This is a genomic window from Pseudomonas sp. GM55 (genome assembly GCF_000282395.1).
GTDB lineage: Bacteria > Pseudomonadota > Gammaproteobacteria > Pseudomonadales > Pseudomonadaceae > Aquipseudomonas > Aquipseudomonas fluorescens_CC.
Genome location: NZ_AKJJ01000031.1, coordinates 1 through 22072, shown reverse-complemented (window position 1 = coordinate 22072; position 22072 = coordinate 1). Strand labels below are relative to the sequence as shown.

Annotated in this window: 21 protein-coding genes; 13 read left to right on the top strand and 8 right to left on the bottom strand. The window is 59.6% G+C overall.

Annotated features, from left to right (window positions below):
- Positions 1-183 precede the first annotated feature (183 nt).
- Together PMI31_RS04350 and PMI31_RS04345 are read left to right on the top strand one after the other, a co-directional pair.
- Complete coding sequence (locus PMI31_RS04350; RefSeq protein WP_008016472.1) at positions 184-549, top strand: YkgJ family cysteine cluster protein; 366 nt, start codon at positions 184-186, stop codon at positions 547-549.
- A 147-nt stretch (positions 550-696) separates the two neighbouring features.
- Positions 697-2913 (top strand): putative bifunctional diguanylate cyclase/phosphodiesterase, encoded by a 2217-nt coding sequence (locus PMI31_RS04345; protein WP_274517735.1) that lies wholly within the window; start codon positions 697-699, stop codon positions 2911-2913.
- Here PMI31_RS04345 and PMI31_RS04340 read toward each other — a convergent pair.
- A complete protein-coding gene (locus PMI31_RS04340) occupies positions 2870-3766 on the bottom strand; it encodes an NAD(P)-dependent oxidoreductase (RefSeq protein WP_008016468.1) in 897 nt (298 codons plus the stop codon). The two genes, PMI31_RS04345 and PMI31_RS04340, sit on opposite strands and share 44 nt — an antisense overlap.
- Before the next feature lie 196 nt (positions 3767-3962).
- On the opposite strand from PMI31_RS04340, the gene PMI31_RS04335 reads away from it, so the two are divergent.
- Entirely contained in the window at positions 3963-6158 is a 2196-nt protein-coding gene (locus PMI31_RS04335) for a hypothetical protein (protein WP_008016467.1), read from the top strand.
- Positions 6159-6428: 270 nt separating this feature from the next.
- On the opposite strand, the gene PMI31_RS04330 is transcribed toward PMI31_RS04335, so the two are convergent.
- Positions 6429-6734, bottom strand: coding sequence for a DUF2288 domain-containing protein (locus PMI31_RS04330; protein WP_008016466.1), 306 nt, complete (start codon positions 6732-6734; stop codon positions 6429-6431).
- A gap of 352 nt (positions 6735-7086) precedes the next feature.
- Here PMI31_RS04330 and PMI31_RS04325 point away from each other — a divergent pair, with 352 nt between their 5' ends.
- From PMI31_RS04325 to PMI31_RS04305, 5 genes are all read left to right on the top strand, one after another.
- On the top strand, positions 7087-8214 hold the full coding sequence (locus PMI31_RS04325; RefSeq protein ID WP_008016465.1) for a branched-chain amino acid ABC transporter substrate-binding protein: 1128 nt from the start codon (positions 7087-7089) through the stop codon (positions 8212-8214).
- Between the two features lie 227 nt (positions 8215-8441).
- Entirely contained in the window at positions 8442-9365 is a 924-nt protein-coding gene (gene livH / locus PMI31_RS04320) for a high-affinity branched-chain amino acid ABC transporter permease LivH (RefSeq protein WP_008016464.1), read from the top strand.
- Positions 9362-10618, top strand: a complete 1257-nt coding sequence (locus PMI31_RS04315) for a high-affinity branched-chain amino acid ABC transporter permease LivM (protein WP_008016463.1) — start codon at positions 9362-9364, stop codon at positions 10616-10618. Before livH ends, PMI31_RS04315 begins: the two co-directional genes overlap by 4 nt.
- Positions 10615-11382, top strand: coding sequence for a high-affinity branched-chain amino acid ABC transporter ATP-binding protein LivG (gene livG / locus PMI31_RS04310; protein WP_008016462.1), 768 nt, complete (start codon positions 10615-10617; stop codon positions 11380-11382). The genes PMI31_RS04315 and livG overlap by 4 nt, the downstream gene beginning before the upstream one ends.
- Positions 11383-12084, top strand: coding sequence for an ABC transporter ATP-binding protein (locus tag PMI31_RS04305; protein ID WP_008016460.1), 702 nt, complete (start codon positions 11383-11385; stop codon positions 12082-12084). It begins immediately after the preceding gene.
- Positions 12085-12284: 200 nt separating this feature from the next.
- Here PMI31_RS04305 and PMI31_RS04300 read toward each other — a convergent pair whose 3' ends face one another.
- Entirely contained in the window at positions 12285-13193 is a 909-nt protein-coding gene (locus PMI31_RS04300; RefSeq protein WP_008052920.1) for a LysR family transcriptional regulator, read from the bottom strand.
- A gap of 107 nt (positions 13194-13300) precedes the next feature.
- Here PMI31_RS04300 and PMI31_RS04295 point away from each other — a divergent pair, with 107 nt between their 5' ends.
- Positions 13301-13900, top strand: coding sequence for a short chain dehydrogenase (locus tag PMI31_RS04295; RefSeq protein WP_008016457.1), 600 nt, complete (start codon positions 13301-13303; stop codon positions 13898-13900).
- 12 nt (positions 13901-13912) lie between these two features.
- On the opposite strand, the gene PMI31_RS04290 is transcribed toward PMI31_RS04295, so the two are convergent.
- Positions 13913-14269: a hypothetical protein gene (locus PMI31_RS04290; protein WP_008016456.1), complete on the bottom strand. Its 357-nt coding sequence runs from the start codon at positions 14267-14269 to the stop codon at positions 13913-13915.
- 173 nt (positions 14270-14442) lie between these two features.
- On the opposite strand from PMI31_RS04290, the gene PMI31_RS04285 reads away from it, so the two are divergent.
- Both PMI31_RS04285 and PMI31_RS04280 read left to right on the top strand, forming a co-directional pair.
- Complete coding sequence (locus tag PMI31_RS04285) at positions 14443-15108, top strand: COG3650 family protein (RefSeq protein ID WP_008016455.1); 666 nt, start codon at positions 14443-14445, stop codon at positions 15106-15108.
- A 107-nt stretch (positions 15109-15215) separates the two neighbouring features.
- Positions 15216-16829 carry an NAD(P)/FAD-dependent oxidoreductase gene (locus tag PMI31_RS04280; RefSeq protein ID WP_008016454.1) on the top strand — a complete coding sequence of 538 codons (1614 nt, stop codon included), beginning with the start codon at positions 15216-15218 and terminating at the stop codon, positions 16827-16829.
- A 156-nt stretch (positions 16830-16985) separates the two neighbouring features.
- Here PMI31_RS04280 and PMI31_RS04275 read toward each other — a convergent pair whose 3' ends face one another.
- The gene (locus PMI31_RS04275) at positions 16986-18083 is read right to left on the bottom strand and encodes a PLP-dependent cysteine synthase family protein (protein WP_177323550.1); all 1098 of its coding nucleotides are present in this window, start codon (positions 18081-18083) and stop codon (positions 16986-16988) included.
- 247 nt (positions 18084-18330) lie between these two features.
- Here PMI31_RS04275 and nhaA point away from each other — a divergent pair, with 247 nt between their 5' ends.
- Positions 18331-19518, top strand: coding sequence for a Na+/H+ antiporter NhaA (gene nhaA / locus PMI31_RS04270; RefSeq protein WP_008016452.1), 1188 nt, complete (start codon positions 18331-18333; stop codon positions 19516-19518).
- A gap of 101 nt (positions 19519-19619) precedes the next feature.
- Here the strand turns inward: nhaA and PMI31_RS04265 are convergent, their stop codons facing one another.
- Positions 19620-20084 carry a glycine zipper 2TM domain-containing protein gene (locus PMI31_RS04265; protein WP_008016451.1) on the bottom strand — a complete coding sequence of 155 codons (465 nt, stop codon included), beginning with the start codon at positions 20082-20084 and terminating at the stop codon, positions 19620-19622.
- A gap of 165 nt (positions 20085-20249) precedes the next feature.
- Between PMI31_RS04265 and PMI31_RS04260 the strand changes: the two genes are divergently transcribed.
- On the top strand, positions 20250-20486 hold the full coding sequence (locus PMI31_RS04260) for a hypothetical protein (RefSeq protein ID WP_008016450.1): 237 nt from the start codon (positions 20250-20252) through the stop codon (positions 20484-20486).
- A gap of 5 nt (positions 20487-20491) precedes the next feature.
- Here PMI31_RS04260 and pdxH read toward each other — a convergent pair whose 3' ends face one another.
- On the bottom strand, positions 20492-21139 hold the full coding sequence (pdxH, locus tag PMI31_RS04255) for a pyridoxamine 5'-phosphate oxidase (RefSeq protein WP_008016449.1): 648 nt from the start codon (positions 21137-21139) through the stop codon (positions 20492-20494).
- A 24-nt stretch (positions 21140-21163) separates the two neighbouring features.
- A partial coding sequence (locus tag PMI31_RS04250) for an OmpA family protein (protein ID WP_008016448.1) occupies positions 21164-22072 on the bottom strand: 909 nt, incomplete at its 5' end.

The following is a 22072-nucleotide window of genomic DNA, read 5'->3' as shown; positions in this document are numbered from 1 at the left end:
GACGCACCGCCTTCGCGAGCAAGCCCGCTCCCACAGGGGTGAAGCTTTCGCAGGATGGGTATTTCGCAGTCCGTCCGCTCGTTGAAAAATACCTTTCTCCCCCCCTTCCCAAGCCGTTGGCGAAGCCTAGAATAGCGGCCTTGCTCCCCCCTGTGTCTCCACTCCTCCTTACGATAATCGCCCATGTCCGAAGCCAGTCCGTGTCTGAATTGCGGTGCCTGCTGTTCTCATTTTCGCGTGTCATTTTTCTGGGGTGAATGCGCTTCTGCCGGGGGGACGGTACCCGATGAGCTTGTCGAGCAGATCAGCCCCAGTCGGGTCGCGATGATCGGCACCGGCTGCAAACCCGTGCGCTGCACCAGCCTGGTGGGAGACGTGGGCAGTACGGTGCAGTGCTCGATTTACGAAAAGCGCTCCAGCACCTGCCGGGAATTCGACGCTTCATGGGTCGATGGCCTGGTCAATCCCGATTGCGACGCGGCCCGTGCCGCATTCGGCTTGCCGGCCCTGCAACCCGCATTCGAGACGCCTCAGAAGCAAATCGCCTAAGTATTAGCACCAATCGCTATTAGGCTAATGTCAAAATAATTGGTGCCAATGTGCCACTATCGCTTGCACTCCATCCATGCCCTCTATACTTCAGGACATTCGCTGGCGCTCCTTGCACCGGCCTGCGGGATAACGATGGGGCATGCTATGGAGTGGCTTGGTTTGCATTTCATTACCGAGCTACCAGAGAGTGGGCAGGTCATACTCAATTGCACACATGACCCTTTTCTGGTGCTGCTGGCGTATCTGGTCGCCTGTGTCGGCTGTTTCGCGACACTGGACATGGCCGAACGGGTTGCTCACGCTGAAAATTCCGCTTCCAAAACACGCTGGCGCTGGGTGGGCAGCGGATGCCTGGCCGGCGGTATCTGGGCCATGCATTTTGTCGGGATGCTGGCCTTCCAGGCACCTATCGGCCTTTACTACCAACTGCCTGTCACGGTGTTCTCGCTAACCATCGCGCTGCTCGCCGCATGGCTGGCAATGCATACCCTCAGCCTCCCTGATTTGAATTTGCAACAGTGCCTCAAGGTATCGATCGGAATTGGCCTGGGTATAGCGACCATGCATTACGTGGGCATGACGGCCCTGCACTCCAGTGCCTCGATCTATTACCATCCGGGTCTGTTTGCCCTTTCCATCGCGCTCGCGATCGGTGCCGCGCTGGCAGCCTTGTTGCTGGCATGGTATCTGCGCAATGGCGCCGGCATGCTGCATCAGCTCTTCAAATACGGCGCCAGCCTGTTGCTCGGGGCGGGCATACTCAGTATGCACCTCACGGCCATGGCCGCCTTCAACCTGGTACTGCCCAACGACAGCCTGCCAGTGCAATCCGGCGAACAAAGCCATCTGCAACTGGCGTTGACCGTGACGGTCATGACCCTGCTGATCATCGGCAGCAGCATCAGCGCGGCACTGGCAGACAAGAAACTGCAACACAAGGACCACGACCTGCAGCGAGTCAACTCCCTGCTCAGCCAGCTGGACCAGGCGCGCATGTCGCTGCAACAGGTGGCGCACTACGATCCGCTGACCAACTTGATCAATCGCCGCGGATTCAACCAGGTCTTCGCCGAAAAGCTCATCGAGAAAGCCAACAAAGGCGGGATGCTGGCGGTCCTGTTCCTGGACATCGATCATTTCAAGCGGATCAACGACAGCCTTGGCCACGATGCCGGTGACGAACTGCTCAAAGTGCTTGCCGGGCACATCAAGAGCTCGATTCGCAGTCACGAGGATGTGGTCGCACGCTTCGGTGGCGACGAGTTCTGCCTGCTCATTGACCTGCATGACCGTGACGAAGCGCGGCAGTTGGCCCAACGCATCATGCTCAAAATGAAGGAACCCATCGAGCTGGCCGGCCGGCGCATGGTCATGACCACCAGCATCGGCATCAGCATGTTTCCGGAAGATGGCATGACATGTGAGGAACTGCTGAAGAACGCCGACCTGGCGCTGTATCAATCCAAGGGCTGCGGCCGCAACAGCCTGAATTTTTTCAGCGCCAACCTGAAAACCCGCGCCACGCTTGAGCTGCAACTGGAAGAAGAGTTGCGCCACGCCCTGCGTGAAGACACCGGCCTGATGCTCTATTACCAACCGATCTATGACCTCAAGACCGGTCAGGTCAGCAAGCTCGAAGCCTTGATCCGCTGGCAACACCCGGTCCACGGTTTACTCGTACCGGATCGTTTTATCGCCATCGCCGAGGCCAACGGCCTGATCGCCGAGCTGGACAACTGGGTGCTGCGCAAGGCCTGCGAGGATCTGGGCAAGTTGTCGCGCCAAGGCTGTGAAGAGCTCAAGATCGCCGTGAATTGCTCCCCCCTGAACCTGGCGCGCGAAGAACTGGCCGATGAAATCGAGTACGCATTGCGGGCCGCCGGTGTGGAGCCCCACCGACTGGAACTGGAAGTCACGGAAAACGCCTTGATGGGCAATATCGCCAACACCCTGGTGCTACTGCGGCGGATACGCGCCCTCGGCGTGTCGCTGTCGATCGATGACTTTGGCACCGGCTATTCATCCCTGGCCTACCTCAAGCGCCTGCCCCTCAACACGCTGAAAATCGACCGCTCGTTCATCCAGGACATCCCCAAGGCCACCCAGGACATGGAAATTGTCCAGGCGATTATCGTCATGGCCCATACCCTGCACCTGCAAGTGGTCACCGAAGGGGTCGAAACTTTCGAGCAATACCAGTTCCTGGAAAACCATGGCTGTGACTTCGTTCAGGGCTACTTGCTCAGTCGGCCGGTGCCACTGGCCGAGCTGCATCCGGTGCTGAACGAAATCAACCAGCGCAAACACACCTGCACCGTCACGACGCTGAGTCTGGCTCGCGGTACATCTGCACTAACGTAGACGGGTCTTTTTCAAGAAAACCCTGACTCCCATGCAGGCGCATCAACTGCGCGGCCAGACCGCTTATCGGTGTCGCCGAGCCTTGTTCACGGGAAAATTTCACCGCCGTATCCAGATCCTTGAGCAACGTGCGCACGTGCCACTTGACCGGCTCGAAACGGCTTCCAGCCATCTGCGGGGCCAGGATCTGCAACGGTTTCGAATCGGCAAAGCCGCCGGCCAGCGCCTCGGCGATCAGGCTTGCATCAACACCGGAACGTTCGGCCAGCGCGACCACTTCGGCAATCACCAATGCATTGCAGGCGACGATCATCTGATTGCACGCCTTGGTCACCTGCCCGGCCCCGACGCCGCCCATGTGCGTCACGCGCTGCCCCAGGCTCAGCAGAACGGGGCGCACCCGATCCAGGTCCCGTGACTCGCCGCCCACCATGATTGCCAGGCTTCCCGCCTCGGCACCGACCACGCCACCGGACACCGGCGTATCGAGCCAGCCCATGCCGGTTTTACCGGCGAGTTCTGCGGCCATTTCCCGTGTGGCGTTGGGTTCCAGGCTGGAAAAATCCACCAGTAGCTGGCCTTTTTTTGCCCCCTCGACAATGCCTGTCGGACCAAACACTACCTCGCGTACGACCGACGTATCCGCCAGGCACAACATCACCATGTCGGCGTGCTGGCACAATTCGGCCGGGCTGGCGACCTGGCGTGCGCCTGCCTCCACCAGCGGCTTGCACTTGTCCGGATTGCGATTCCATACCGCCAGCGGATAACCCGCGGCCAGCAGGCGCCGGCACATCGGCAGCCCCATCAGGCCGATCCCGGCAAACCCCAGCGAAGGGAGCATTGACATCATTTAGCCTCCTTTTGATTAAAGATCGCCAGATATTGGCCGATCCATCATGACTTAGGAAAGGATTCACTCCGAGTAATGCTCGGGCTAAAGACCAAGGCATGGTCCAAGTACGCGCTGAAAAAAGACGCGATTCTATTCCGTGACGGTTCGACGACAGTGAGTCGGCCAACCAATCAGCCCAGGTAGATGGCGAACAATGACTTCTAAAAACAACCCGGCCACTGCGGTAACCGATCTGACGTTGAGCCCCGCGGCCAACAGCCCGTCATCACCGAAGCCATTGATTCAATCCCGTCCGTTGGCGACCCAGCAATACCTGTACTTCACCGAAACCAACACCGACCGCATCCTCGATAACCTCGATGGCCTGCGCGATATGGTGTTCCCGCGCCCACCGCATCTGGAAGGCGACAGCGAACAGCACAACGACCAGGAGTTCCCGTCGGTGTGCCTGATCGGCCTGGGCCGCTGCGGCTCGAACATTGCGCTGGACGTGGCGGAGCTGGTGTACAACGCCCGCAAGTTCTACCTCAACGAATTCAACAACGAAGATCGCCTGTCGCCGGACAAGCGTTTTGCCGAAAAGGGCTACAGCCCGGCCCAGTGGATCCGCAACAACCTGCGCCTGGGCCATAACAAAAACACCAAGCCGGTGTTTCTGGTCGAGCCGCTGGTGATGCTCGGCGACCTGGACAAGGACATCGCCGGACGCATCCGTTTCTCGCGCAAGGGCGAAAAAAGCGGCTTCCTGCGTGACTACAGCAAGATGAAAATCATGGATTTGTCGGAAGTCCACGCCGGTGGCGCCGGTAACGCGCCGATCCTTGGCCAGTACCTGGCCAAGATCATCCTGAACAAGGACACCCAGCGTTTCTCCAGCCCTGACTGGAAAATGATTCACTCGTACCTGATCGACAGCTGCGGCATCAAGGCCAACCAGTCGCGCTTGTATTTCTCGATCTTCAGTGCCGGTGGCGGTACCGGCTCGGGCATGGCCTCGGAATTCGGCCTGGCCCAGCAGCACTCGTACATGAACAAAACGTTCGACACCAAACCGATGGACGAGCACGACAGCAAGAGCGGCCACTCCTTCGTTTTCGAACCGATCTTCACCAGTGGCATCTGTGTACTGCCGAACATTTCCGATCACCGCAGTGAAATGTCCGAGGCGCTGCACATCAACGCCGGTCGCCTGCTGTGCAAGTACCTGTCGGAAGAGTGGGACTTCTCCTACAACTTCGCCAACGAAGACAGCAGCGAAGCCAGCGTCATGGGCCGCATCCGCCCATGGAACGCGATGATGCTGATTTCCAACGACATCATGCGTTACGCCGAAGAGAACGATGACGGCAATATCCAGAACATTGATGTCAATGCCATGGAAAAGCATGCCAACCAATACATCTCGCAGCAGATCTTCAACATTCTGACGGCCCAGGCGGTCACCACCGACTACGACCAGAACTATTTCCGTCGTGCCGGCATCGACATTGGCGAAACCATCCGCCTGGACGCCAACGACCTGTTCATGAGCCTGGCCGGCCCGGTGGCGATTGCCTATGCCGAGTCCGTGGTGCCGGAAACCCCGCCGCCGAGCAGCGACAAATTCAAGGTCTTCGAGAAAGAGCCGCAGCGCCTGAACATCGACGACCTGTTCTTCCGTTCGATCGACCTGCCGCACTTCAACAAGGTCACCCAGGCCATCGAAGGCATCAGCCTGCTGCCGATCGAGTCCAAGCGCTATCGCGCGTCGCTGGAGCAGTACAAGAACTCGGGTTACGACGCGGCGGCCCTGCATGACCTGCACTTCTTCAAGAACTGCTCGTCGGTAGTGTCGATCGTTTCCTTGCCGAAGGACTACAAGCTGTCCTACATGGATTTGAACCGGTTGAAGACGCACCTCAACAGCCTGTTCCCCAACACCACACTCAAGCGCTACGCGCTGGTGATCGGTGCCTCGGCCAACCTGTCGCTGACCACCCTGATCGCCAAGAGCCCGTGCCTGTCGGACGATTTCCTGACGCTGATCGTGGCCTTCATCAAGCGCTGCTTTGCTAAGTCTGCCTACCGTTTCGACGAAACCCTGGACAACTCGATTCTGGACTTCATCGTCCAGGAGGAATTCGACGAAGGCCGCATCGACGACTTGCTCAACGAATTCGAGAACCCGGCAAAGATCCTCGATACCAACTGGTACGCGATCAAGCCGATGTACGAGAAGAAATACCGCGAGCTGATCAACGACAAGGAAAAGTTCGTCTCGATCAACGACATCCGCCTGTCACGCGACTGTGTGAAGAAAGCGATCAAGTACCTGCGCGAGATCTACCGTCACCGCATCGGCAAGACCAAGGTCATTTCGTTGAATAACCATACCGGTAAAACCTTCTAAACCTCGTCGCAACATTCGCGAGCAGGCTCGCTCCCACAGGGTTCAGTGATGACCTTGTGGGAGCGAGCCCTGCTCGCGAAGGCGTTCTCGGATTCAACAAAACATCAACATCCAGAAACAATTGAGCAACTGTTCAGCTGCCCTCCCAACTGTTCCCGTTACGTTTACGTCACCGTGAGGCTGTGGCCTTTCTCTACGGCAACGTGCCATCACGCTACTCGGCTACACACTTTCCCCTGTGAAAGGAGCGCACCAATCAGGTGCAACCTTTTAAGCCTGCGCCCTTTCCTGGACCAGAATCCACGGCGAAACAACCACGGCCCACAACTGTGGATCACGCTCAAAAAGATCCAGCGCCCGCGTTTCAGACAGCTTGGCGAGCTTGTCAGCAGCCAGCCAGGCAGCCACTTTCTCCCCTTCATCCTGGGCCACGGCCTCGGCGGCGGCGATCAAATCCAGGTCGGGATCGACCCACAATAGGGCACCCTTGGCGAAGAACGGCTCCAGCTCTTTCCAGGAAATAGATGCGGTTTCACCAAGCAGCTTGGCATAGAGGGTGCTAGGTTCTTGATTCATGGGACTGTCCGGAAAAGAAATCGACGCGAATGATAACGTCGGTGGACTGGCAGAAAAACCCGGATGCAATTGAGTGACCGAAATGAAAAGCGCAGGAAAGCCAGGGAATGCACTGAATCCGGCTATAAGCCTTTCAACACCCCCGCCGCAATTCTGTCTTTTTCTTTCAATAAAGCGACACTTGCAGGTTTTGTCCCCCGGCGCCGCCTTCCCAGGCCGACAATCGGCGCTCTACACTGTACCGGTACAGTTGCCGAGGGACTTTTCCGGGGGAATGTCGCAGATATCTGACCCGGTTCTGCTGCTTTCGGCGCCAGGACTATAAAAATTACAACAGTAAGAGTGGAGCACTATGACTAAGGCTACTAAGCAGATTTCCAAACTGTTTGCCGCTATGGTTCTGGCCGGGGTTGCCAGCCATTCGTTCGCAGCTGACACCATCAAGATCGGCATCGCCGGCCCTAAAACCGGCCCGGTCACTCAATATGGCGACATGCAGTTCAACGGCGCCAAGATGGCCATCGAGCAGATCAACGCCAAGGGCGGCGTCGACGGCAAGATGCTCGAAGCCAAGGAATACGACGACGCGTGCGACCCTAAACAAGCCGTGGCCGTCGCCAACAAAGTGGTCAACGATGGTGTGAAATTCGTTGTCGGTCACCTCTGCTCCAGCTCCACTCAACCGGCTTCGGACATCTACGAAGACGAAGGCGTGATCATGATCACCCCGGCCGCCACCAACCCGGACATCACCACCCGTGGTTACAAACTGGTGTTCCGCACCATCGGTCTGGACAGCGCCCAGGGCCCTGCCGCCGGCAACTACATCGCCGACCACGTCAAGCCGAAGGTCGTAGCGGTACTGCACGACAAACAGCAGTACGGTGAAGGCATCGCCACCGCCGTGAAGAAAACCCTCGAAGGCAAAGGCGTCAAGGTTGCCGTGTTCGAAGGCCTCAACGCCGGTGACAAGGACTTCTCCTCGATCATCCAGAAGCTCAAGCAAAACAACGTCGACTTCGTTTACTACGGCGGCTACCACCCGGAGCTGGGCCTGATCCTGCGCCAGTCCAAGGAAAAGGGCCTGAACGCCAAGTTCATGGGGCCTGAAGGCGTCGGCAACGACTCCATCTCGCAAATTGCCCAGGACGCTTCCGAAGGCCTGCTGGTGACCCTGCCGAAATCCTTCGACCAGGACCCTGCCAACAAGGCGCTGGTACAAGCCTTCGCCGACAAGAAGCTGGACCCGAGCGGCCCGTTCGTGTTCCCGGCCTACTCGGCCGTCGAAGTGATCGCCGAAGGTATCAAGGCCGCCAAGAGCGAAGACACCGCCAAGGTGGCTGAAGCCATCCACAAAGGCACCTTCAAGACCCCTACCGGCGATCTGTCGTTCGACGACAAGGGCGACCTGAAGGACTTTAAGTTCGTGGTCTATCAGTGGCATTTCGGTAAACCAAAGACCGAAGTTTCGCCTCAGTAAGCGGGCTCCATGAGTCATAAAGCCCACTGCGCAAGCAGTGGGCTTTGTTTTACGAGATTAATGAGCCGGAGTCCCGTGATCCGGGAGCTGGCTTACCTGAAAATCTTAAAACCGTCACCAGCGGTTCGCTGGCAAACGCTCGAGTAAAAGTGGCCACAGACCACATCGCCCGGGCTGGAACATGACTCCACCAGTGAAATGCGTATCAGGTTTTTAGGAGCGCTGTAATGCCTGAGATCTATCACTTCTTCCAACAGCTGGTTAATGGGATGACCATTGGCAGCACCTATGCCCTGATAGCCATTGGCTACACAATGGTTTACGGCATTATTGGAATGATCAACTTCGCCCATGGCGAGGTCTACATGATCGGCTCCTACGTGGCCTTCATCGTCCTTGCCGGACTGGCCATGCTGGGTTTTGATTCACTGCCGCTGTTGATGACCGCCGCTTTCCTGGCGACCATCGTTGTCACCAGTGCCTACGGCTACAGCATCGAACGGATCGCCTACCGCCCCCTGCGGGGCAGTAACCGCCTGATCCCGCTGATCTCGGCCATCGGCATGTCGATCTTCCTGCAGAACTCCGTACTGCTCTCGCAGGACTCCAAGGACAAATCGATCCCCAACCTGATTCCGGGCAGCTTCAGCTTCGGTCCGGGCGGCGCACAGGAAGTGCTGATCTCCTACATGCAGATCCTGGTGTTCGTGGTGACCCTGGTGGTGATGCTCTGCCTCACCGGGTTCATCTCGCGTTCACGCCTGGGACGCGCCTGCCGGGCCTGTGCCGAAGACATCAAGATGGCCAACCTGCTGGGCATCAACACCAACAACATCATCGCCCTGACCTTCGTCATCGGTGCCGCCCTGGCGGCCGTGGCGGCTGTACTGCTGAGCATGCAGTACGGCGTGATCAACCCCAACGCCGGTTTCCTGGTAGGTCTCAAAGCCTTTACCGCGGCGGTTCTGGGCGGCATCGGCAGCATTCCTGGTGCCATGCTCGGTGGGCTGGTGCTGGGGGTGGCAGAAGCCTTTGGCGCCGATATCTTCGGCGATCAGTACAAGGACGTTGTGGCTTTCGGGCTGCTTGTTCTGGTGTTGTTATTCCGGCCAACCGGCCTGCTGGGCCGTCCGGAGGTTGAGAAAGTATGACTAGGAATCTTAAACAGGCGCTGTTCAGCGCCTTGCTGGTATGGGCCGTGGCCTATCCGGTACTCGGTCTGAAACTGTCCATCGCCGGTATCAGCCTCGAAGTGCAAGGTGCCAGCACCTCGACCCTGTTCATCATCGCCACCTGCTCGGTGCTGATGTTCCTGCGTGTGCTGTTCGATCGCCAATACTCGGCGGCCATGCGCTCCATGCCCAAGGGTAAACTGATCCCGGCCAGCGCGAGCCACTTCCTGACCCTGCCGACAACCCAGCGCTGGATCATCATGGCGTTGATCGTCGTTGCACTGGTCTGGCCGTTCTTCGGCTCACGCGGCGCGGTGGACATCGCCACGCTGATCCTGATCTACGTGCTGCTCGGCCTGGGCCTGAACATCGTGGTCGGCCTGGCCGGCCTGCTCGACCTCGGTTACGTCGGCTTCTACGCCGTGGGCGCCTACAGTTATGCACTGCTGTCGCACTACTACGGCCTGAGCTTCTGGATCTGCCTGCCGATTGCCGGGCTGATGGCGGCCACCTTCGGCTTCCTGCTGGGTTTCCCGGTACTGCGTTTGCGCGGTGACTACCTGGCGATCGTGACCCTGGGCTTCGGTGAAATCATCCGTCTGTTCCTGCGCAACCTGACCGACCTCACCGGTGGACCGAACGGCATCAGCAACATTCCCAAACCGTCACTGTTCGGCCTGAGCTTCGATAGAACGGCCGCTGAAGGCATGCAGACCTTCCACGAGTTCTTCGGCCTGACCTACAACCCCGTCAGCAAGGTGGTTTTCCTCTACCTCGTTGCGTTGTTGCTGGCGCTGTTCGCGCTGTTCGTGATCAACCGCCTGCTGCGCATGCCGATTGGCCGTGCCTGGGAAGCTTTGCGCGAAGACGAAATCGCCTGCCGTGCCCTGGGCCTGAACCCGACCGTGATCAAGCTGTCGGCCTTCACCCTGGGTGCCTGCTTCGCCGGTTTTGCCGGTAGCTTCTTCGCCGCGCGTCAAGGGCTGGTCACACCGGAGTCGTTCACCTTCATCGAGTCGGCCACCATCCTCGCCATCGTGGTGCTGGGCGGCATGGGCTCGCAGTTGGGCGTGGTCCTCGCAGCTGTCGTGATGATCCTGTTGCCCGAGCTGATGCGTGACTTCAGCGAATACCGCATGTTGATGTTCGGCGCCTTGATGGTGCTGATGATGATCTGGCGTCCTCAAGGTCTGCTGCCGATGCAACGCCCCCACATGGAGCTGCGCAAATGAGCCGTGAGATCCTGAATGTAAACGGCCTGAGCATGCGCTTCGGCGGCCTGTTGGCGGTCAATGGCGTAGCCTTGAGCGTCAAAGAGAAACAAGTGGTATCGATGATCGGCCCCAACGGCGCCGGCAAGACCACCGTGTTCAACTGCCTGACCGGGTTCTACAAACCCACCGCCGGCAGCATCCAGCTCAACGGTGAAGCGATCGAAGGCCTGCCCGGTCACAAGATCGCCGGCAAAGGCGTGGTGCGAACCTTCCAGAACGTGCGGTTGTTCAAGGACATGACGGCGGTGGAGAACCTCCTGATCGCCCAGCACCGTCACCTGAACACCAACTTCCTGTCCGGCCTGTTCAAGACCCCGTCGTTCCGCAAAAGCGAACGCGAGGCCATGGAATACGCCGAGTTCTGGCTGGAAAAGGTCAACCTCAAGGAGTTCGCCAACCGTCCGGCCGGCACCCTGGCCTACGGTCAGCAACGTCGCCTGGAAATCGCCCGCTGCATGATGACCCGTCCGCGGATCCTCATGCTCGACGAACCGGCCGCCGGCCTCAACCCACGGGAAACCGAAGACCTCAAGGCACTGATCGGCACCCTGCGTGAAGAGCATGATGTGACCGTGCTGCTGATCGAACACGACATGAAACTGGTCATGAGCATTTCCGACCACATCTTCGTGATCAACCAGGGCACACCGCTGGCCAACGGTACGCCGGAACAGATCCGTGACAATCCTGAAGTGATCAAAGCCTACCTGGGGGAAGCGTAAATGCTGCAGTTCGAAAACGTTTCCACCTTCTACGGCAAGATCCAGGCCCTGCACAGCGTCAACGTCGAAGTCCGCCAGGGCGAGATCGTGACCCTGATCGGCGCCAACGGTGCCGGCAAGTCGACCCTGCTGATGACGCTCTGCGGTTCGCCGCAAGCCCACAGCGGCAGCATCCGCTACATGGGTGAGGAACTGGTCGGCCAGGACTCCTCGCAGATCATGCGCAAGAGCATTGCCGTGGTACCGGAAGGTCGTCGGGTGTTTTCCCGCCTGACCGTGGAAGAAAATCTGTCCATGGGTGGTTTCTTCACCGCCAAGGGCGACTATCAGGAGCAGATGGACAAGGTCCTCGGACTTTTCCCACGCCTGAAAGAGCGCTTCGCCCAGCGTGGTGGCACCATGTCCGGCGGCGAACAGCAAATGCTCGCCATCGGCCGGGCGCTGATGAGCAAGCCCAAGCTGTTGCTGCTCGACGAGCCTTCCCTGGGCCTGGCACCGATCATCATCCAGCAGATCTTCGACATCATCGAACAGCTGCGCAAGGACGGTGTGACCGTGTTCCTGGTCGAGCAGAACGCCAACCAGGCGCTGAAAATCGCTGACCGCGCCTACGTTCTGGAGAACGGCCGGGTGGTGATGACAGGCACCGGTGAAGCACTGTTGACCGATCCGAAAGTACGTGACGCGTACCTCGGTGGCTAAGCCTTTGCGGTAAACAAAAGAAACGGCCTTCGCGGGCCGTTTTTTATGCCTGCCAACCTCCCTGACTACGCAAACCCTCTTCTGTAGGAGCGAGCTTGCTCGCGAAGAACTGGAGGGCGCCACGTACATTCAGGCAGCCCTCGTCATCATTAACGTCCATCGCGAGCCGGCTCGCTCCTACAGGACGTGCGAGTGAAGATTTACAGCCGATCCAACGCCTCCCCACTACGCTTGAACCACCCAATCAAATAATCCGCCAGCACCTGCGTGCGCTTGGGCAATCCGCCCTGATACGGATGCACCAGGTACATCGGCATGCTGCGGGTCTGATAATCGCGCAGGAGCCATCGCAAACGCCCGTCGGCCAGTTCTGTTGGCAAACAGTAGGATGGCAGGCGCGCAATACCGGCACCGACCAGTGCGGCTTTCTTCAAGAGATTGTAGTGGTTGCTGGCGAACGGCCCTGACACCCGCACCCGCAACAACTCGTGCTGCTGGTGATACAGCCATTCTTCGCGGCCGCTGTAATGGCTGTTGAGCAGGCAACGATGTTCGGCCAGCGCCTGGGGCGTTTGCGGTTCACCGTATTGCTCCAGATAAGCCGGGCTGGCACAGGTCAGCTCTTGCCACGCCAGCAGCGGGCGCGCCACCAGTCGCTGGTCAATGGCCACGTCAGAGCGAATCGCCAGGTCGAAGCCGTCACGGGACAGGTCGCGGTAGCTGTTGTTGAGCTCCAGTTCGATCTGCACTTGAGGGTATTTGGCGGAAAACTCCAGCAGCAGGCCATCGAAGAAGGTTTCCCCGAGTGATACCGGCACTGTCATCCGCACCGGGCCGGCCATGTCGTCCTTCAGACGCGCCAGGGCCTGGCGCGCCCGCTCGACTTGCACCACCAGCGCCTGTGCCTGAGGCAACAACGCGGCACCGGCCGCGGTCAGGCTCAGGCGGCGGGTGGTGCGTTGCAGCAGCACCACGGAGAACTGCGCTTCCAACTGGCTGATGCGTTTGGACAGTTGGCCTTTGCTGCAACCGAGCTGCTGCGCCGCCAGGGTGAAACTTCCCGCTTCGATCAATACGGCGAACGCGGCCAGGTCATCCATCTCGCTCACGGATTGTTTCCATTTGAAAACCAAAGGTTGCCTATTAGCGCGCTTATCTACGAAAAAAACCACCCTAAACTGATACCTCGTTCAATCCACAACGAGGATCAACCTCCATGAAAATTCTATTGATCGGCGCAGGCGGCACCATCGGTTCGGCCATCGACAAAGAACTCTCGCCACGCCATGAAATCATCCGCATCGGTCGCACCAGCGGCGACTTCCAAGTGGACATCAGCGACAGCGCCTCGATTCGCAAACTGTTCGAGCAGACCGGCAAATTCGACGCACTGGTGTGCGCCGCCGGCAACGTGACCTTTGCCCCGCTCAATGAGATGACCGAAGAGAGCTTCGCCCTGGGCCTGAAAGACAAACTCATGGGCCAGGTCAACCTGCTGTTGATCGGCCGCGAGTTCGCCAACGACGGCGCTTCGTTCACCTTCACCACTGGCGTGCTCAGCCACGATCCGATTTACAGCGGTGCCTCGGCGGCGTTGGTCAACGGTGCGCTGGACAGCTTCGTCCGGGCCGCCGCCATCGAACTGCCGCGCGGCCTGCGTGTGAATTCGATCAGCCCTAACGTCCTCGTCGAAGCCATGGGCAAATACGCGCCATACTTCCGCGGCTTCAAGCCGGTTCCTGCGGCGGACGTGGCGTTGGCCTACGCCAAGAGCGTGGAAGGCCTGCAAACGGGTCAGACCTTTCACGTAGGCTGAGCCGGTTCAAGCTCAATCAACCAACGTGGGCAAGAGGTCTTTGGCGACGGCTTTCGGGATGGACACCCTGAACTGCGAGCCCAAGACCGAATGCACTGTCGCCGTAGAAACCTTCCAGCCATTGATCGATAGCGTCAATTTATGGCCTATCGACTCACGGGTAATGCGCTGCATACGCTCAGTTGCTTCAGGACTGAGCGTGACGTTCATTTCAAACGCCGAATGAAGTCTGTCGTTGTCCTTCAATAGCAACTCCATTCGGGTGAAGTCGGTTGCCGAAGACAAATTGATCTCGGCAGCCTGACTGCCCGAGGCTCCTGTCATCACAATCAAAAACAACCAGATCTTCCAGCCCATTGCGTTCTTCATATCCGCCCCCTGCAAAAACGCGGCAGCTTAGCTTTGGCATCCTGATACTCGGCATCGAAATAATTCACAAGATGTTGCCGGAAATCGCCCTCCACTTTGCCAGAGACCAACTCCAGCCTTGTGATGAACGGTCAGCCTGAGTAACGTGGCGGCACCTGTCAGGAGACCCCAAGATGCGTGTTGCCCGTTCCTTAGTCCTCGTTGCCCTGCTTCCGCTGTTCGCCGCTTGCCAGTTGTTCGAGGGGGAACGGCAGAGCACCTCCCATGTCGGCCAGACACGCATGCAAGGCCAGTTGACCGCAGCGGACGGCAAACTGGTGTTCCAGCCGTGTAACCAGGCAAACCGTTACGTGGTCAACGACACGGGCGGTACCAGTGTCCTGCAGCAGGCCGCAAACCTGGCGGACAAGCAGGGCAAGCTGTTTGCCGACGTGCGCGGACGGGTTGTGGCCGGCAGTGGTGGCGACGGCCAGCTCGATCTGGAGCAGTTGTACCGCGTCGAGCGTTCGGGCACCGCGTGCGATGATCCGAACTTCAAACTGCTGATTCTGCGCGCCGCCGGCCACACCCCGGAGTGGAACGTGAAAGTCAGCGGCAAAGGCATGGTCATCGACCGCGCCGGCCAGCCGCTGGCCGTACCTTACGTCGAGGAGCAACTGGGCGATGGCCGTTTCAACCTCAGCACCGAAGCCAACAACCAGCACATCGAACTGTGGGTTGCACCGCAACGTTGCGTCGACAGCAGCACCGGCAGCATCCAGCACATGAGCGCCGAGCTGCGAATTGACGGCCAGGTTCAGCGCGGATGCGGTTATTTCGGCGGATCGCGCGACGACTGATTCGACGAGAGGCGGTTTTTGCCTCACTGGACGCTGCCTTTGGGGCTTATAATCGCGGGCTTCAAACGCCCTGGCGCAGTTGTGCGCCCCGCGAACCGGATCCCGCCATGTTACGAATCACCGAACTCAAGTTGCCGATCGACCATCCCGATGAAGACCTGCGCCCTGCCATCGTGCAGCGCTTAGGGCTTGCCAGCGATGACCTGCTCGATTTCACCTTGTTCAAGCGCAGCTACGATGCGCGTAAAAAGTCCTCCGAACTGTGTTTCATCTACACCATCGACCTTGAAGTTCGCGACGAGGCGGCGGTGCTGCACAAGTTCGCCGACGACCGTAACGTCAACGTGGCGCCGGATGTCAGTTACAAAGCGGTAGGCCAGGCACCGACCGACCTGAATGCGCGTCCGATCGTCGTCGGCTTCGGTCCGTGCGGGATTTTCGCCGGGCTGCTGCTGGCGCAAATGGGCTTCAAGCCGATCATCCTCGAACGCGGCACCGAAGTACGCCAGCGCACCAAGGACACCTGGGGCCTGTGGCGCAAAAGCGTGCTCAACCCGGAATCCAACGTGCAATTTGGTGAAGGCGGCGCGGGGACATTCTCCGACGGCAAGCTGTACAGCCAGATCAAGGATCCGAAGTTCCTTGGTCGCAAGGTCCTGCACGAATTCGTCAAGGCCGGCGCGCCGGAAGAAATCCTCTACGTCAGCAAACCGCACATCGGTACGTTCCGTCTGACCGGTGTTGTGGAAAACATGCGTGAGCAGATTCGCGCCCTTGGCGGCGAAGTGCGCTTCCAGCAGCGTGTCACCGACGTGTTGATCGAGGACGGCCAACTGGTCGGCGTCGAGCTCCACGGCGGCGAGCAGATCCATTCCAGACACGTAATCCTGGCCCTCGGCCACAGCGCCCGCGATACATTCCGCATGCTCCACGGTCGTGGCGTGTACATGGAAGCCAAGCCATTCTCGGTGGGTTTCCGCATCGAGCACCCGCAGTCGCTGATCGACCGCGCGCGCCTGGGCAAGTACGCCGGCCACCCGAAACTGGGCGCCGCCGACTACAAACTGGTGCACCACGCCAGGAACGGTCGTTCGGTCTACAGCTTCTGCATGTGCCCGGGCGGTACGGTCGTTGCAGCGACGTCCGAACCGAACCGCGTCGTGACCAATGGCATGAGCCAGTACTCGCGTAACGAGCGCAATGCCAACTCCGGTATCGTCGTCGGTATCACTCCGGAAGTCGATTACCCGGGTGGCCCGCTGGCCGGTATCGAGCTGCAGGAACGCCTGGAATCCCACGCCTTTGTGCTGGGCGGCAGCAATTACGAAGCCCCGGCGCAACTGGTCGGCGATTTTATCGCAGGCAAACCGTCCACCGAATTGGGCAGCGTCGAGCCGTCCTACAAGCCGGGCGTTGCCCTGGGTGATCTGGCGCTGGCGTTGCCGGCGTTCGCCATCGAAGCGATTCGCGAAGCCTTGCCGGCGTTCGAGAAGCAGATTCGCGGTTACTCGCTGCACGATGCGGTGTTGACCGGGATCGAGACGCGTACGTCGTCGCCATTGCGTATTACCCGCAACGAGTCGATGCAGAGCCTGAACGTGAAAGGCTTGTTCCCGGCCGGTGAAGGTGCCGGGTATGCGGGCGGGATTCTGTCGGCGGGTGTCGACGGGATTCGCATTGCTGAAGCGGTGGCCCGGGACATCCTCGGTCTCGAGGCCTGATACGCAATCCCTGTAACAACACGAAACCCTGTGGGAGCGGGCTTGCCCGCGATAGCGGCAGATCAGCCAACAATTATGTTGGATATGATGCCGTCATCGCGGGCAAGTCGGATCGCCGCACCGCCGCTCCCACAGGTTTATTCAGCGTTTGTAAGTTCAGATATTGGCGCGCAAAACCGAGGCCGGCAGCGCCTCACCCCGCTCCACCGTCGCCGCTACCGCAGCCATCAAGCCACTCAACTCATACCCCTGGGCCTTGAGCCACTTCGGATCGTAATAGGTCGTGGCGTAGCGCTCACCGCCGTCACACAGAATCGCTACCATCGACCCCGTCTCCCCCGTCGCCTTCATGTGCTGAGCGGCCATTAGTGCGCCGATCAGGTTGGTCCCGCTCGACCCGCCCACATGGCGCCCCAGACGCTCCGCAAGGTAGTGCATGGCCGCCAGTGACAAAGCATCCGGTACCTTGACCATCGCGTCGATCACCTTGGGCAGAAACGACGCTTCCACACGCGGCCGACCGATGCCTTCGATGCGCGAGCCGTGGTCCAGACGCAGGCTGGCATCGCCAGTCTGGTAGTAATCAAAGAACACTGAACGCTCGGCATCGGCACACAGCACGCGGGTGCAATGCTGGCGATAACGCACGTATCGGCCCAGGGTGGCCGTGGTGCCCCCGGTACCGGGGCTGGAAATCAGCCAGCTCGGCTCGGGATGCTGCTCGAAACGCATCTGATGAAAGATCGACTCGGCAATGTTGTTGTTCGCCCGCCAGTCGGTGGCGCGCTCGGCGTAGGTGAACTGGTCGATGAAGTGCCCGTCGTGTTCGCGAGCCAGTCGCTCGGACTCGGCGTAGATCTGGGTTGGGTCGTCCACCAGGTGGCTTTGGCCACCGTAGAAGGCAATTTGCGCGATCTTTTCCCTGGACGTGGTCGCCGGCATCACCGCAATGAACGGCAAGCCCAGCATGCGCGCGAAGTAGGCTTCGGAAATCGCCGTCGAACCGCTGGACGCTTCAATGACCGGCGCACCGGGTTTGAGCCAGCCGTTACACAGTGCATACAGAAACAGCGAGCGGGCCAGGCGGTGCTTGAGGCTGCCCGTGGGGTGGCTGGATTCATCCTTGAAGTACAACTCGATGCCTGGAAAACCCGGTAGCGGCAAGGGAATCAGGTGGGTGTCGGCGCTGCGCTGGAAGTCGGCTTCGATGATCCGGATCGCTTCGCGGGACCACTGTCGGTTGTCGCTCATGATGGTGTTCTCGTTGAATCAGGCAGGAGTCGGCCTTGTCACAGGGCTCAACCATCAAGCTTAGGAAAAAACCTACATACAGCACAGGTACAGCTGAGATCCAATACGCCCGGCAACTGCTAGGCTCAGGTCCCTGCTGCCGGATTACGTTGTAACGACATATAACAAAAAAGAATATAACTTTTGTTTTAACAACTAACAGTACTTGTTAGGGTGTAACACCTTTTGAATTCACAGATGGAGAGCGACCTTGCCTCTGCGTAGCACTTTCACGCGTTTCTTTCAGTTGGAAGCTGCCAGCGGTCTGTTACTGATCGCCGCTGCCGTTCTGGCTCTGATTATCAACAACTCCCCGTTGGCATGGCTGTACAACGGCCTGCTGGACACCCCCGTGGTGGCCCAGATCGGCGCGCTGAAAATCGCCAAACCCTTGTTGCTTTGGATCAACGACGGCCTGATGGCGCTGTTCTTTCTGCTGATCGGCCTGGAAGTGAAGCGTGAAGTCCTCGATGGCCAGCTGTCAAAACCGTCGCAAATTGTCCTGCCTGGTGCCGCCGCCATTGGTGGCATGGTGGTGCCGGCGCTGATCTACTGGTACCTCAATCGCGACACGCCACCGGCCCTCAACGGCTGGGCAATCCCGACCGCCACTGACATCGCCTTCGCCCTTGGCGTGCTGGCGTTGCTGGGCAAGCGCGTTCCGGTTTCGCTGAAACTGTTCCTGATGACCCTGGCGATCATCGACGACCTCGGCGCGATCATCATCATTGCGATCTTCTATTCCGGCGCGCTGTCGACCTTATCCCTGGCACTGGCCGCAGCCTGTATTGCGGCGCTGATCGGGATGAACCGGCTTGGGGTGGTCAAGCTCGGGCCGTACATGATCATTGGCTTGATCCTCTGGGTCTGCGTGCTCAAGAGCGGTGTCCACGCCACCCTGGCCGGCGTGACCCTGGCTTTCTGCATTCCGCTGCGCACGAAAAATGCCGAGCCCTCGCCGCTACTGACCCTGGAACACGCCCTGCACCCATGGGTCGCCTACGGCATCCTGCCGCTGTTCGCCTTCGCCAACGCCGGCCTGTCCCTGAGCGGCGTCACCGTCGAAAGCTTCACTCACCATGTTCCCATGGGCATCGCCATCGGGCTGCTGCTGGGCAAGACCGTCGGTGTCTTCGGCCTGACCTGGCTGGCCGTGAAAACCGGTATCGCCGCCCTGCCCCAAGGCGCCAATTGGGGCCAGATACTGGGCGTGGCGATTCTCTGCGGCATTGGATTCACGATGAGCCTGTTTGTCGGCTCGCTGGCCTTTGAGCCGGGCGTGAGTGAGTTCGCCGGGATGGACCGCATGGGGATCCTGACCGGCTCGATTCTAGCTGCGCTGATCGGTTATGGGGTGACGGCGATGGCGAGCCGCAAGAACACCGCGCTGGCCTCCTGATAAACACTGATAACGCCTGGGGCCAATCAAGACGCCCCTCAGCTGAAAAACAAAAAACCCGATCAGTCACCTGATCGGGTTTTTTTATCCACTGTTTGCGCTTAGTGCGAAACGCGGCTGGTGCCATTCACACTGGCAATGCGCACACGCTCGCCAACACGGAACACTTCGTTTGGCTGAACTTCCTGAACGTAGGCGCGCATGCTGCCATCGTCTTCGCGCACGGTGATTTCCACGCCCTGGGTGCGGGTCAGGCCTTCTTCAGCGGCCGAACCGAGCAGGCCACCAGCGACTGCGCCGATGACCGCAGCAACAACACTGCCTTTGCCGCCACCGACGGAGCTGCCGCCAACGCCGCCGACCACTGCGCCTGCAGCGCCGCCGATCGGGGTTTTGGTGCCTTCGATTTTCACCGGACGCAATGCTTCGATAGTGCCCATGCGAACGGTCTGCACACGACGCGCCTCGTCACGGGAGTAGGAGTCACCGGTCAGGCTCGATTGGCAACCAGTGAGCAACATCGCCATCGTGGAAAAGGAAGCAACCAGCAGAACAGACTTACGCATAGCATCAACTCCAAAGAAACAGATGTTCATTAGACCCCGCGGCTTGACGTCTGTCACGGCACCACCCGGGTAAAATTGGTTTGATTCAGGTCCCGTTAAGGCGCCCCCACGAACTCACACAGTAGCGGCAAAATCGGAAAACTGCCCCGCTGACCAAGGATTTTTATGGACTACTTTATCATCGTCGTCACGACTGTTGCCGGTTTGTACTTCCATTGGTGGCTGTACGTGCGGATCAAGCGCTGGATGGACCGCGACCTCGCACTGGCGCTGGCCGGCAAGGACGAGCAGAAAAAAGCCTTCATGCTCGAACGGTTGGCGAGTGCCCGGGTGCAGAAGATCAAGCGTCGAGATCTGCCGAAGTGGCTGGAGGCCGCTGCGGCAGACTATCCCGGTCGGTAGACTGATCAGGGTGCCAGACGTTCAAGAATCCAGTCGGCGCCCTGCTGGCGGTAGTTGAGGCGGTCGTGCAGGCGGCTTGGGCGGCCCTGCCAGAATTCGATGCGCTCCGGCAGCAGGCGATAACCGCCCCAGTGTTCCGGGCAATGTGGCTGGGTGTCGCTGAAACGTTGCTCGGTGTCCTTGAGCAGCGCTTCGAGCTCGCCACGATCGGCGATCACGCGGCTCTGCGGCGATGCCCAAGCCCCCAGGCGACTGCCGAGGGGACGAACCTGATAATAGGCGTCTGACTCTTCAGGCGTCACCTTCACCACCTGCCCTTCGATGCGCACCTGACGCTCCAGGGCCGGCCAGAAAAACGTCATGGCCGCGAACGGATTCGCGGCCAGTTGCTGGCCCTTGGCGCTTTCGTAGTTAGTGAAAAAGGTGAAGCCCTGCTCGTCCAGGCCCTTGAGCAACAGAATGCGACAGTGCGGTCGACCGTCCTGGTCAACGGTGGCCAGGGTCATGGCGTTGGCTTCCACCGGCGCCTGTTCGGTTTTCACCGCGTCGGCAAACCACTGGTGGAACAACGCAAACGGCTCGGCCGGGGCTTGCGCCTCGGTCAGGCCATCACGGGTGTAGTCACGACGCATATCAGCCAGGCCCTTGGTCATGGCGCATTCCTTTTGGTTAACGAATCACTGCTTTGCAGTATCGGTGGCGGCGCCTTTCTTGTCAGCCGTGGAGGCTTTGGCTGGCGTGGTCTTTTTCGCCGGCGTTGCGGTTTTCGCAGGAGTTTTCTTGGCCGGGGCCTTTTTCGCGGGGGCTTTTTTCGTTGCTGGAACAGCCGCCTTTTTAGCCGCCGGGGCCGGAGTCACAGGCTTGGCGACCGGCTTGATGTCAGTGGCAACGACCTTGGCCACAGGGGCCGGCGCCGGCATGTTGTACTTGCTCAGCAGTGCGGCCATGGTGTTCTGCGGGGTCACCAGCAGCTCCACGCGACGGTTCAACGCACGCCCTTGCACGCTGTCGTTGGCGGCACGTGGCGCATCACCGCCCAGGCCACGCAGCATCAGGCGATCACGCTGCAAACCACTGAGACGGAAAATCGCCGCAACGGCCTGGGCACGCTCCTGGCTCAGTTTGATGTTGGCAGGTGCAGAGCCAGACGTATCGCTGTGGCCGAGGATCAAGACAGCAGTCTTTGGATCGGCTTCAAGGATTTTGGCAACGCGGGTAAACGGACCGAGGGTGACCGGCAGCAGCATGGCCGGACGATCAGGGTTGAACGAGCCATCGACCGGCGCAGTCACCACCAGCACGTTTTCGCGGCGTTCGAGCTGCATGTTACTGCCCTTGACCGCCTCGCGCAGGCGCGGTTCGTAGTCGTCAAGCCAGGCCTGGGTGACTTTCGGATCCGGCATCGGCACAGCCTTGGCTGCGCTCTGCTTGCTACCGCCGAACGGCCACCACCACTTGCTGCCGGAATCGGTTTCGGCCTTGGTCACCGCAACGGGTTTGACTTCAGGTTTCACCTCCGGTTTGACCGCAGGCTTGCCGGCGCTGTCGTCGGAACCGAACGGCCAGTACCAGTGGCTGGCAGAGCG

What these genes read in the sequence shown, in the direction of transcription:
- PMI31_RS04260 (WP_008016450.1), top strand. Translation starts at nt 20,250, where the DNA reads ATGGACTACTTTATCATCGTCGTCACGACTGTTGCCGGTTTGTACTTC.
- PMI31_RS04340 (WP_008016468.1), bottom strand. Translation starts at nt 3,766, where the DNA reads ATGATGTCAATGCTCCCTTCGCTGGGGTTTGCCGGGATCGGCCTGATG.
- PMI31_RS04350 (WP_008016472.1), top strand. Translation starts at nt 184, where the DNA reads ATGTCCGAAGCCAGTCCGTGTCTGAATTGCGGTGCCTGCTGTTCTCAT.
- PMI31_RS04345 (WP_274517735.1), top strand. Translation starts at nt 697, where the DNA reads ATGGAGTGGCTTGGTTTGCATTTCATTACCGAGCTACCAGAGAGTGGG.
- livG (WP_008016462.1), top strand. Translation starts at nt 10,615, where the DNA reads ATGAGCCGTGAGATCCTGAATGTAAACGGCCTGAGCATGCGCTTCGGC.
- PMI31_RS04295 (WP_008016457.1), top strand. Translation starts at nt 13,301, where the DNA reads ATGAAAATTCTATTGATCGGCGCAGGCGGCACCATCGGTTCGGCCATC.
- PMI31_RS04330 (WP_008016466.1), bottom strand. Translation starts at nt 6,734, where the DNA reads ATGAATCAAGAACCTAGCACCCTCTATGCCAAGCTGCTTGGTGAAACC.
- PMI31_RS04305 (WP_008016460.1), top strand. Translation starts at nt 11,383, where the DNA reads ATGCTGCAGTTCGAAAACGTTTCCACCTTCTACGGCAAGATCCAGGCC.
- PMI31_RS04280 (WP_008016454.1), top strand. Translation starts at nt 15,216, where the DNA reads ATGTTACGAATCACCGAACTCAAGTTGCCGATCGACCATCCCGATGAA.
- PMI31_RS04265 (WP_008016451.1), bottom strand. Translation starts at nt 20,084, where the DNA reads ATGCGTAAGTCTGTTCTGCTGGTTGCTTCCTTTTCCACGATGGCGATG.
- PMI31_RS04335 (WP_008016467.1), top strand. Translation starts at nt 3,963, where the DNA reads ATGACTTCTAAAAACAACCCGGCCACTGCGGTAACCGATCTGACGTTG.
- PMI31_RS04315 (WP_008016463.1), top strand. Translation starts at nt 9,362, where the DNA reads ATGACTAGGAATCTTAAACAGGCGCTGTTCAGCGCCTTGCTGGTATGG.
- PMI31_RS04290 (WP_008016456.1), bottom strand. Translation starts at nt 14,269, where the DNA reads ATGAAGAACGCAATGGGCTGGAAGATCTGGTTGTTTTTGATTGTGATG.
- livH (WP_008016464.1), top strand. Translation starts at nt 8,442, where the DNA reads ATGCCTGAGATCTATCACTTCTTCCAACAGCTGGTTAATGGGATGACC.
- PMI31_RS04325 (WP_008016465.1), top strand. Translation starts at nt 7,087, where the DNA reads ATGACTAAGGCTACTAAGCAGATTTCCAAACTGTTTGCCGCTATGGTT.
- PMI31_RS04285 (WP_008016455.1), top strand. Translation starts at nt 14,443, where the DNA reads ATGCGTGTTGCCCGTTCCTTAGTCCTCGTTGCCCTGCTTCCGCTGTTC.
- pdxH (WP_008016449.1), bottom strand. Translation starts at nt 21,139, where the DNA reads ATGACCAAGGGCCTGGCTGATATGCGTCGTGACTACACCCGTGATGGC.